Origin of the sequence: Phaeospirillum tilakii (assembly GCF_042683125.1) — a bacterium.
GTDB lineage: Bacteria > Pseudomonadota > Alphaproteobacteria > Rhodospirillales > Magnetospirillaceae > Phaeospirillum > Phaeospirillum tilakii.
In genome coordinates this window covers 1-9,679 of record NZ_JBHUIY010000063.1, presented here as the reverse complement: position 1 = coordinate 9,679, position 9,679 = coordinate 1, and the positions used below count along the sequence as shown (strand labels likewise).

10 protein-coding genes and 1 pseudogene are annotated in these 9,679 nt (G+C 69.2%); 6 read left to right on the top strand and 5 right to left on the bottom strand.

Annotated features, from left to right (window positions below; genetic code table 11):
- Positions 1 to 153 precede the first annotated feature (153 nt).
- The 3 genes and pseudogenes from ACFSNB_RS17930 (at position 154) to ACFSNB_RS17920 (ending at position 3,143) form a co-directional block, all read left to right on the top strand.
- Positions 154 to 1,041, top strand: a complete 888-nt coding sequence (locus ACFSNB_RS17930; RefSeq protein WP_377319082.1) for a LysR family transcriptional regulator — start codon at positions 154 to 156, stop codon at positions 1,039 to 1,041.
- Positions 1,042 to 1,401: 360 nt separating this feature from the next.
- Entirely contained in the window at positions 1,402 to 2,652 is a 1,251-nt protein-coding gene (locus tag ACFSNB_RS17925; RefSeq protein WP_377319080.1) for an ImmA/IrrE family metallo-endopeptidase, read from the top strand.
- Between the two features lie 2 nt (positions 2,653 to 2,654).
- A pseudogene (locus ACFSNB_RS17920) lies at positions 2,655 to 3,143 on the top strand (DUF4411 family protein).
- 29 nt (positions 3,144 to 3,172) lie between these two features.
- Here the strand turns inward: ACFSNB_RS17920 and ACFSNB_RS17915 are convergent.
- The 3 genes from ACFSNB_RS17915 to ACFSNB_RS17905 form a co-directional block, all read right to left on the bottom strand.
- A complete protein-coding gene (locus ACFSNB_RS17915) occupies positions 3,173 to 3,469 on the bottom strand; it encodes a type II toxin-antitoxin system TacA family antitoxin (RefSeq protein ID WP_377319078.1) in 297 nt (98 codons plus the stop codon).
- 163 nt (positions 3,470 to 3,632) lie between these two features.
- Positions 3,633 to 4,370, bottom strand: coding sequence for an SDR family NAD(P)-dependent oxidoreductase (locus tag ACFSNB_RS17910; protein WP_377319076.1), 738 nt, complete (start codon positions 4,368 to 4,370; stop codon positions 3,633 to 3,635).
- A complete protein-coding gene (locus ACFSNB_RS17905) occupies positions 4,367 to 6,151 on the bottom strand; it encodes a S49 family peptidase (protein WP_377319074.1) in 1,785 nt (594 codons plus the stop codon). Before ACFSNB_RS17905 ends, ACFSNB_RS17910 begins: the two co-directional genes overlap by 4 nt.
- Positions 6,152 to 6,323: 172 nt before the next feature.
- Here ACFSNB_RS17905 and ACFSNB_RS17900 point away from each other — a divergent pair, with 172 nt between their 5' ends.
- Both ACFSNB_RS17900 and ACFSNB_RS17895 read left to right on the top strand, forming a co-directional pair.
- Positions 6,324 to 6,830 (top strand): hypothetical protein, encoded by a 507-nt coding sequence (locus tag ACFSNB_RS17900; RefSeq protein ID WP_377319072.1) that lies wholly within the window; start codon positions 6,324 to 6,326, stop codon positions 6,828 to 6,830.
- Between the two features lie 276 nt (positions 6,831 to 7,106).
- Positions 7,107 to 7,316 carry a cold-shock protein gene (locus ACFSNB_RS17895; RefSeq protein WP_377319070.1) on the top strand — a complete coding sequence of 70 codons (210 nt, stop codon included), beginning with the start codon at positions 7,107 to 7,109 and terminating at the stop codon, positions 7,314 to 7,316.
- Here the strand turns inward: ACFSNB_RS17895 and ACFSNB_RS17890 are convergent.
- Together ACFSNB_RS17890 and ACFSNB_RS17885 are read right to left on the bottom strand one after the other, a co-directional pair.
- A complete protein-coding gene (locus tag ACFSNB_RS17890; RefSeq protein ID WP_377319068.1) occupies positions 7,313 to 8,347 on the bottom strand; it encodes a 5-oxoprolinase subunit C family protein in 1,035 nt (344 codons plus the stop codon). The genes ACFSNB_RS17895 and ACFSNB_RS17890 overlap by 4 nt on opposite strands.
- On the bottom strand, positions 8,344 to 9,021 hold the full coding sequence (locus ACFSNB_RS17885) for a 5-oxoprolinase subunit B family protein (protein ID WP_377319066.1): 678 nt from the start codon (positions 9,019 to 9,021) through the stop codon (positions 8,344 to 8,346). Before ACFSNB_RS17885 ends, ACFSNB_RS17890 begins: the two co-directional genes overlap by 4 nt.
- A gap of 299 nt (positions 9,022 to 9,320) precedes the next feature.
- Here ACFSNB_RS17885 and ACFSNB_RS17880 point away from each other — a divergent pair.
- Positions 9,321 to 9,679, top strand: a 359-nt coding sequence (locus ACFSNB_RS17880) for a hypothetical protein (protein ID WP_377319064.1), incomplete at its 3' end; no start/stop codon positions are given.

Here is a 9,679-nt window from a genome sequence, read left to right as displayed (position 1 = left end):
AGCCCAAGAAGGTCATTCGGATCGCTCTGGCGCATAAGCTGCTGATCCGACTCAACGCAAAAGCGCGTGATGCCCGCAAGGAAATGGCCTTTGCCGCTTGACAGCACAGACAGTCGCTCCAGACCTCCGCTTTTTTGTCAGGGGAGTCGAAAAATGGACGCGCTCGGGGAACGGCGGATCACCCTCGATCAACTGCGCGCCTTCGTTACCGTGGCGGAATGTGGCGGTTTCCAGGCTGCCGGTGACCGCCTCGGCCGCACCCAGTCGGCGGTGACCCAAAGTCTCGGCGCGCTGGAGGAGGGGCTCGGCCAGCGGTTGCTCGATCGGCGGCGCGGGCATCTGCTCGGGTTGACCGAGGCTGGGCGGCGGTTCCTGCCGGCGGCGCGGGCCAGCCTCGCCCAACTCGCCGAGGCGGTCGATGCCCTGCGGCGCCCCGATCTGCGCGGCCGCATCGCCCTCGGCGTGCCCGACGATTTCGCCATCGCCGAACTGCCCCGCCTGATCTCCCGCTGCCACGCCCTCTATCCCGGCCTGACCGTCGAGGTCACCTCGACCCTGTCCGCCACCCTCGCCACCCTGCTGCGCCAGGGCGCGCTCGACCTCGCCTTGCTGCGCACCACCGCCGGCGTCCCGCTCGATCTACCCGAGCCCGGCATCCTCCTCCGCGTCGAACCCCTGTACTGGGTCGCCCACGCCCCGGTCCCCTTCACCGCCCCGGAGCCGCTCCCGCTCTGCCTCTACCCCGATGGCTGCGCCTACCGCGCCGCCGGCCTCGCCGCCCTCGCCGCCGCCGGCCGCCCGGTGCGGCTGGTCTATGTCAGCGCGATCGACACCAACCTCCACGCCGCCATCGCCGCCGGTCTGGGCGTGGGCCTGCTCCCCGCCAGCGCCATCGGCCCCGGCCTCGTCCGCCTCGGCCCCGACGACGGTTTCCCGCCGCTGGCCCCGGTCGAACTCCGTCTGGTCCGCCGCGCCACCGCCCCCCTGGTCCGCGCCTTCGCCGATCTGCTCCAAACCGCCCCCGGCTTGATGCGCGGGTGAGGGGGGCTTTCGTGGGCTCCGCCCACACCCGCCAAGGGCCGAGGGCCCTTGGATCCCGTCACGGGTCGTGTGTGAGGGGCGGCTGGTTTTTGAACGTGGCGTACCCGGGTTTGGGGCGTGAGCGAGATGACTGATTTGGGCCGAAGGCGGACGGGCGGCTAACCGGCGCAAGGGCGCGATAACACAGGCATTATGAATGACGTCCCTCACGCCCATTGCAGTTGTGACAAAGCCCCATCCAATTGCCTTCTGTCCGCATGCTTTCCCATTTGATAAGCTGCGGGAATCGACTGACAAGAGGCGTCTTGCAAGGCGTTTGAAGGTTTTTCTTGCGTCGCATCGCGATAATGGGAACAGAAAATGGCTCGCGGCGAAGGGGTTAACCCCGAAATACTCATCTGGGCACGGGAGTCCGCCGGTCTGAGCATTGCCGATGCCGCCGACAAAATCGGTCTGTCCTCTTCCGAAGCCATCTCTGCCAGCGATAAGCTGGCCGAGTTCGAGGCTGGCGTTAAAATTCCAACTCGCAATCAGCTTGTGAAGATTTCGGCTGTGTACCGTCGGCCGTTGATTACGTTCTACATGGCCGCTCCACCTCCAAGGGGAGTGCGTGGCGAAGACTTTCGCACGCATACGGTTTATGTTTCCAATCGGGAAAACGCGCTACTTGATGCTCTGCTTCGCGATATTCGCGGACGGCAGGAGATGGTTCGCAGTCTGCTGGAGGACGAGGACGAAGCGGTCAGGCTACCGTTCGTGGGGGCGGCGAACATCTCGGATGGCGTCCACTCGGTCGCGCGTAGGATCAATGATGCCTTGGGGCTGTCGGAGACCGGGAAAGGCCGTTTTGGTGGCCATGATTACCTGTTCAAGGACATGCGTTCACGCTGTGAGCGCCTCGGGGTTTTCGTTCTGCTTGTCGGGGACCTGGGGTCCCATCATTCAGTTTTGACGGACTCCGTCTTTCGCGGATTTGCCCTGGCCGACGAAATCGCCCCCTTTGTTGTCATCAATGACCAGGATGCTAAGGCCGCGCGAGCCTTCACACTAATCCACGAACTGACGCACATCTGGATTGGTCAAAGTGGCGTCAGCGGAGGCACAGACACCGATGCAACGCCCAAGGGGCGGATAGAGCAATTTTGCAATGATGTCGCCAGCGAGGTACTCCTCCCACCGGCAGCGCTCACGGAGCGCCCGAGCGGACTGGTTGCCGATGAGAAAGAAGGTGCGCACCGTGCGATCAGCCGAATCGCCGACACATGGAGTGTCAGCGAGCCCATGGTTGCGTATCGCTTTCATCGGATGGGCTGGATCAGCGGCGCAACTTACCGCCAACTGAGCGCGGATTATGCGGCCAGATGGCGAGCCATCAAGTCTAAGGAAAAGGCCAAGGCCAGAGAAAGCGAAAGCGGTCCGTCCTACTACGCGGTCAGGCAGCACAGGCTTGGTAGCGCGCTGATAGGTGTCGTCCAGAGGACACTCAGGGATAACCTCCTCACTCACACAAAGGCCGCAAAGGTTCTCGGTGTCAAACCCAGCTCTGTCGAGCCTCTCCTACGCCGTTTCGAAGCCAATCGCGGTGCTCTCTTCATCGAGTCGAGGAGATAGTTTTGCTCTACCTTCTCGACGCCAACGTCCTTATTCGCGCCCACGAGGATTACTATCCCATCGATCGTGTGCCGCAATTCTGGGATTGGCTATTGAAGGTCGCTGATGCTGGGCATGTGAAAATGCCGTTCGAGATACACCACGAAATCGCGATTTCAAACGGCCTTTTGAAAGACTGGATCTGAGAAGCCGATGCGAAGAAGAAACTGATATTGGATGAGGACGTTTCCCCTAATTTGCTGAACAAGGTCTTGTCCATCGGCTATGCTCAGGATTTGACTGACAGCGAGCTGGAAATGGTCGGTCAGGACCCATTTCTTGTATCATATGCTTTGGTTGCGTCCGGCCGCGTGGTCGTCACCAAGGAAGTGTCGAAGCCCAGTAAGCGGCGTGCGAACCGAAAGATCCCAGATGTTTGCAACTCGGTTGGCGTCGCCTGGATGAACGACTTCGAATTATTTCGTGCCATGAATTTCAATACGAACAAATAAAAAAACATGCGGACAGCGGCACGGCCGGATCAACCCGGCTCGCGCTCCGTCTCCCACGGTGGCGGCCGGCGGAGGATCTCGACCATCGCCTCGACCGGTGTAGCCGGTGCGGACAACACCGCCATGAAGGCGGCGAAGCCGTCCTCGCTCATCCGCACCAGCCCGGTTTCCATCAGCGCCTCTTCGGCGGCCCGTACCGCCGCCTCGCGGACGAAATCGGTCCGCGAGCGTCCCCGTAACCGCGCCGCCCGATCGATGATCGCCAGATCGGCTTCGGGGAGCCGCATCGACAGCGGATGGTCCTTGCGCTGGGTTTGGGTGGCCATGGTCGTGTCTCCCGATGTGCCAGCCCCTTAAAATGCTCCGCCGTAGCTCATTTTACAACACATCGAGACATCGGCCGGATTTCCCACCCATCAATGGGATCCAAGGGCCTTGCGGCCCTTGGCGGGTGTGGGCAGAGCCCACGCTTTCCCTAAAAATCCCCCCTCAATATAGATGCTGCCCCCCGGTAACGAACACCTCGCTGCCGGTGACGTAGGCGAAATCCTCGCCGCAGAGGCGGAACACGGTGCCGGCGACGTCCTCGGCCGAGCCCATCCGTTCGAGCGGGATGCGGGGCACCAGGGCCTCGTATTCGGGCGAGATCATTTCGGTGCGGATTTCGCCGGGGGCGACGGCGTTGACGCGGATGCCGAGCTGGGCCAGCTCGGCGGCCATTTCGCGGGTCAAACCGGACAAGGCGGCCTTGGAGGTCGAGTAGGCCGAGCCGGCGAAGGGGTGGACGTAATGGCCGGCGATCGAGGTGATGTTGACGATCGCCCCCTGACCCCGGTGCAGCGCGCTGGCGAAGCCACGGGAAAGGCGCAGCGGGGCGAAGAAGTTCAGTTCGAACACCTCTTTCCACCCGGCGATCGGCCCGTTGAGCACGCCGAGCCGTTCCTTGTAGGGGGTCTTGGGGCTGACCCCGGCATTGTTGACCAGGGCGTGCAGCGGGGCGGTGCCGAGCAGGGCGTTGACCTTGGCGACGAAGGCGTCGGCCCCGGCCGGGTCGGCGAGGTCGGCGACGAAGTGGCAGATCCAGTTGGGATCGATCCCGCAGGCGTCGGGGACATCGGCGCGGGCGCAGGTGATCACCCGCCAGCCCTCGGCGAGGAACCGCCGGGCGATGGCATGGCCGATCCCCCGGCTGGCTCCGGTGACCACGACGCTGCGGGTCGGGCTCATCGCGGCGCGGCTCCGACCGGGGCGACCGGCAACGCGCGCAGGGTGGCGGCACCGTCGCCGGGGCGGGGCAGGGCGGTCAGCGCCGGCAGCAGCGGTTCAAGCAGGCTGGCGGCGCGGGTCAGCACCCGCCGCTCCGCCACGCTGCCGCTGCCGAGGGCCTCGGCCAGCACCTCCCACGGCTTGCGCGGGGCGGGGTATTCGACCAGATCGATCGGTTCGCCGGGGGCGAGGCCGGTCAGTTCGCGCACCGCCGCGAGCGATTCGACCCAGCCGCCGAGGCCATCGACCAGACCGTTGCCGCGCGCGTCGGCGCCGCTCCAGATCCGGCCGCGCGCGAGCTGGTCGATGCGGTCGGACGGGATGTGGCGCCCTTCGACCGCCTTGCCGGTGAAGTCGGCGTAGATCGCGTCGAGCTGGGTGTTGATGCGGGTCTGGGCCTCGGGCGAGAAGGGCTGGTTCATGCTCCACATCGCCGCGTTGTCGCCGCGATGCATCTCGTCCCAGCTGATGCCGAGCTTGGGCCACAGATCGGTCAGCACCGCCTTGCCGGTGAACACCCCGATCGAGCCGGTCAGGGTGCCGGGCTGGGCCAGGACGCGATCGGCGCCCATCGCCACGAAATAGCCGCCCGAGGCGGCGACGTTGCCCATCGACACCACCACCTTCTTGCCGGCGGCGCGGGCGCGGGCGACCTCGTGCCAGATGGTGTCGGAGGCGGTGTAGGAGCCGCCGGGGCTATCGACCCGGAACAGGATCGCCTTGATGTCGTCGTCCTCGGTGGCGTCGCGGAAGGCCTGGGCGATGGTGGCGGCGCCGAAGCCGCCATCCTCGTCGAGGCCGGGGCGGGATTCGCCGCGATGGATCGCCCCCAGACCCTCGATCAGCGCCACCTTGGTGCCGCCGGGGGCGGGCAGGGCGGCGAAGTAATCGCCGAGATCGACCGGCTCGGCGGCATCGTCGCCCTTGCCGGCGACCGCCTCCCACGCCTGATCGCGATAGCCGATCTGATCGACCAGCCCGGCGGTCTTCGCCTCGGCCGGCAGGAACGGCCCGGCGCCGAGCAGAGCCTGGACCTTGTCGGCCGGCAGCTTGCGGCTGGAGGCGATGCCGGCGACGATCTGGCCGGTCCAGGAATCGAGCAGCCGGCCCAGCGTCTCGCGGTGGGCGTCGCTGAAGCCGGACTGGGTGAAGGTCTCGATCGCCGATTTGTATTCGTGGCGGGCGAAGAATTGCGGCTTGATCCCGAGCAAATCGAGGGTGCCCTTGACGAACGGGCTTTCCGCCATCAGCCCGGTCAGGCCGACATCGCCCGAGGGCTGGAGCCAGAGCTGCGAGAAGGACGAGGCGAGGTAATAATCAAGCGTGCCGGCGCCACCATCGCCGATGGTCTCGGCGAACAGCACCGCCGGCTTGCCGGCGGCGCGGAAGCGGGCGATGGCGTCGCGCAGGTCCTGGGCGTCGGCCAGCCCGAGCGGGGTGTGGCCGAGGGTGGCGAACAGCCCGACCACCCGCGCATCGGCGGCGGCGGCATCGATCCCGGCCAGCACCTCGCGCAGGACGTAGCTCTTTTCGCCCGACAGCGCCGCCATCGGGTCGCCGTCGGGGGCGGCGCGGAAGCTCGATTCGAGATCAAGCGTCACCACCCCGCGCGCCGGCACGGCATGGCCGCCGCCGGGGCCGGCCAGCCGGTAGAGAACGAAGCCGCCGAGTCCGACCGACAGCAGCGACAGCAAGCCGGTGAGGGCCAACATCACGACGAGGAAACGACCCAGGCGACGCATGCTTTCTCCTTCAGGCAGGCCGGTCGGCGCGGCCGGCGAGGCGACTTTACCCCAAACCGGGCGTTTGCCGCAGGGCAAAACGCGCCGCAAGGGCGCCGGGTGAAAGCCGGGTGTACAGACCGGTGGAAATCCCCTACAGTCCGCCCCGACCATGCGTATCCGAGCCGCCCTCGTGACGGCGCTGCTGTGGGCGGCGCCCGCTTCCGCCGCCTTCGCCCAGACGCTGTTGCAGCCGCTGGCGCAGGTCGGCCTGCAACCCTTGTCCGAATCGCCGCCCGCCGACATCGACGCCCTGCTGCGGGCGCAATGGCCGGGCTATTATCGCGGCGGCGGCGATCCCAGCTTCACTCCGGCCCAGGTGCGGGTGGGGCGGATCGACCTCGACGGCGACGGGGTGGCCGAGCTGCTGGTGCTGCTGGAGGCGCCCGACTGGCACAGCCTCGATGGCGGGCCGCTGCTGGTGGCGCGCTGGGACGGCAAGGCGTGGCAGCCGGTCGGCTGGGCCTATGGCGACGCCGACGGGGTCTATGCCACCGCCGAGCGGCTGGGCGGCTGGGCCTCGATCGACACCGGCTCGTTCTGGCTGCGCTGGGACGGCCGGGCCTATCGCGCCGAGGCGGCGACCCCGCCCGAGCCGGCGCCGTCCGACCCCGCCGCGGCCGAGGCCGCCCCGCGCTGAGTTCGCCCTGCGCTGAGTCCGCCCCGCGCTGAGTCTGGCCGTTCCGGCGGCAAGGCGGCGATGAAACCCCGCCTTGTGTCGGCTTTGGCATGGGAAACCTCCGATAGAGCTTGTATTCCTTTCGCCCCTGTTCCATCCTTTGGCGATCCATCCGCCCGGCGGAGCAGGCCCGGTTCGCCAGCCCCGGCGGGCTGCCGTGGCCGAGGCACCGGTTGGGCGGTCGCTTCCCCGCACCGCGCCCCTGCGGGTCGCCTGCGCCTTGACTTGGAGGGCTTCATGTCGACTGGCACCGTCAAATGGTTCAATAGCACCAAGGGTTACGGCTTCATCCAGCCCGACGACGGCGCCGCCGACGTCTTCGTCCACATCTCGGCGGTCGAACGCGCCGGGCTCGCCACCCTCAAGGAAGGTCAGAAGCTGAGCTTCGACACCGAACGCGACCCGCGCAAGGGCAAGAACGCGGCGGTCAACCTCAAGCCGGTCTAATCCGGCTCGGGTCCGCTCACTCCCGAGATCAGTTCGGTCCGGTACAAGGCGGCGAGATCGATCTCGCCGCCGCCCACCGGCACGAGTCCGGCCAGCACGGCGCGTAACCGCCGTTCCTGCTCGCGCCGGATCGTCTCGGCCTCGGCCACGCCGATTGCGGTGAAGCGCAAGGCGGTGCCCGGCAGTGCTCGCCCCAGCCGGGGCAGGTCGGCCGAGATCGCGGTGGCGATCTTGGCATAGCCGCCGGTGGTCTGATGTTCGGCCAGCAGCAGGATCGGCTGACCGTCGCCCGGCACCTGGACGCAGCCGGCCACCAGCCCGTCGGACGGGATGTCGGCCCCGGCGCGATGCGCCAGCGGCGGCCCCTCCAGCCGCATGCCCATCCGGTCGGAGCGTAGCCCGATCCGGTAGGGCTCCCTCATCAATCGCGCCCAGGCCTCGTCGGTGAAGGCGTCGCGCTGCGGCCCCGCCACCAGCCGGATCGGACCCGCGCCATAGGGCAGCGGGGCGGCGGCGGCGTGTTCCGGCCCCGGCCCGGCCCGGTCGCGGCAGAGCGGCAGCGGCCCCGGCCCCAGCGGCCCGCCGCCGAGCGGGCCCAGCCCGGCGGCAAGGTGGGTGGCGTGGCTGCCCAGCAGCGGCGCCACCGCGAACCCGCCCGCGACCGCCAGATAGGCCACCGCCGCCCCCTCGATCGGGCCGATGTCGAGGATCTCGTCGCGCTCCAACCGCCACGAGCGGTCGGGCGCCAGCCGCCGGGTGGCGCCGTCGCGGCCGATCCGCTCGATCCGCGCCGGCCCGGCCACCGCGAACCGCACCGAGTCCGCCGCCACCCGCAGCCGGGGACCGGACAGGGTCAGCTCCAGCGCCGCCATGTCGGGCGGATTGCCGGCCAGGGCGTTGGCCAGCGCCAGCCCGAGCCGGTCGAGCGCCCCGGCCACCGGCACCCCCAGCGCGCGCAGGCCGATCCGGCCCAGGTCCTGCAAACTGCTGCGCGGCCCCGGCCGCAGCACCTCCAGCGCCGGCCCGCTCATGGCTTCGCCCCTTCGGCGGCGAGGCGGGTGAAGGCGGCGGCGTTGATCCGCTCGAACCGGACCTGATCGCCGGCGGCGAACGGGGTGGGCGGGCTGGCCTGGGGATCGAACAGCACCAGCGGGCAGCGGCCGAGCAGATGCCAGCCGCCCGGGCTGGCGGCGGGATAGACCGCCGCCCGCGCCCCGGCGATCGCCACCGACCCGGCCGGGACGCGCGGGCGCGGGCTGGCGCGGCGGGGCCGATGCAGCGCCGGATCGAGCCCGTCGAGATAGGCGAAGCCGGGCAGGAAGCCCAGCATCGCCACCCGCAGCGGGCTGGCGCACAGGCGGTCGAGCACGCCGTCGCCGGACAGGCCGGTGGCGGCGGCGATCTCGGCGAGGTCGGGGGCGAAATCGCCCTCGGCGCAGACCGGCAGCACCCAGCGGCGCGGCGGCGGCGGCGGTTCCGTCGCCGCCTGGGTCGCCCGCGCCAGCACCGCCGGCTCCAGTTCGGCCCGCGTGGTCGTCAGCGGGTCGTAGATCACCAGCAGGGCGCGCGGGGTCGGCACCAGCTCGACCAGCCCGGGCAGGCCGGCTGGGCCCAGGAGCGCCGCCAGCGCGGCGGCGGCGCCGTCCTCGGCGAATTCGAGCGAAAAGGCGGTGTCGCCCAGGCTGTGGACGTGAACGGGCTGCATTTCCAGGGGCCGTGCGGCGGGGGAGGAACCATCCTAGGCCGTCCTCGCCTGCGCGCCTACCGGTGATGTTGCGCGGGCTCTGCCCGCGACCCGCCGGGGCGATGCCCCGGACCCCCTTTTTTTCATCAATGAAAACAAGGGAGGTTTGGAGGCTTGGCCTCCAAGCGGGGTGCGGGGCGGCAGCCCCGCCGGAATCGACCCCCGCCGCGTTTTGACTCTTTCCGCCGGCTGCCGCGCCGGTTTACCCTGCCGCGTCCGTTTCATCGCGATGGGACGGCACGCCATCGGGAGTTTGTCGCATGCGTTGGATGTTGGCCGTGTTCGCCGCCGTCACCCTGGCCGTTGCCGCGCCGCCGGGCCGCGCGCAAGGGGTGGCCGAGCCGGAAGAGGCGGTCGATTCCGCCGGCGAGCCGGTCGATCTGCCGCCGCCGCCGGTCCCCCACGTCCCGGCGCCGCCGGTCGCCGCCCCGGTGCCGGCCGCCCCGGTCCTGCCGACGCCGCCCGTCCCGGTGCGGAATCCGGTGCCGCCTCCCGCGTCCGCTCCGGTGGCGGCGCCCGCGCCCGTGCCGTCGCCCGCTCCGACCCCGACTCCGGCGCCGGGCCCGATTCCGGCCCCGAACCCGGCCGCCGCGCCGGCGCCCGCGCCCGCGCCGGTGCC

Coding starts and splice junctions, on each gene's coding strand:
- ACFSNB_RS17925 (WP_377319080.1), top strand. CDS start 1,402: ATGGCTCGCGGCGAAGGGGTTAACCCCGAAATACTCATCTGGGCACGG.
- ACFSNB_RS17915 (WP_377319078.1), bottom strand. CDS start 3,469: ATGGCCACCCAAACCCAGCGCAAGGACCATCCGCTGTCGATGCGGCTC.
- ACFSNB_RS17890 (WP_377319068.1), bottom strand. CDS start 8,347: ATGAGCGGGCCGGCGCTGGAGGTGCTGCGGCCGGGGCCGCGCAGCAGT.
- ACFSNB_RS17905 (WP_377319074.1), bottom strand. CDS start 6,151: ATGCGTCGCCTGGGTCGTTTCCTCGTCGTGATGTTGGCCCTCACCGGC.
- ACFSNB_RS17895 (WP_377319070.1), top strand. CDS start 7,107: ATGTCGACTGGCACCGTCAAATGGTTCAATAGCACCAAGGGTTACGGC.
- ACFSNB_RS17930 (WP_377319082.1), top strand. CDS start 154: ATGGACGCGCTCGGGGAACGGCGGATCACCCTCGATCAACTGCGCGCC.
- ACFSNB_RS17910 (WP_377319076.1), bottom strand. CDS start 4,370: ATGAGCCCGACCCGCAGCGTCGTGGTCACCGGAGCCAGCCGGGGGATC.
- ACFSNB_RS17885 (WP_377319066.1), bottom strand. CDS start 9,021: ATGCAGCCCGTTCACGTCCACAGCCTGGGCGACACCGCCTTTTCGCTC.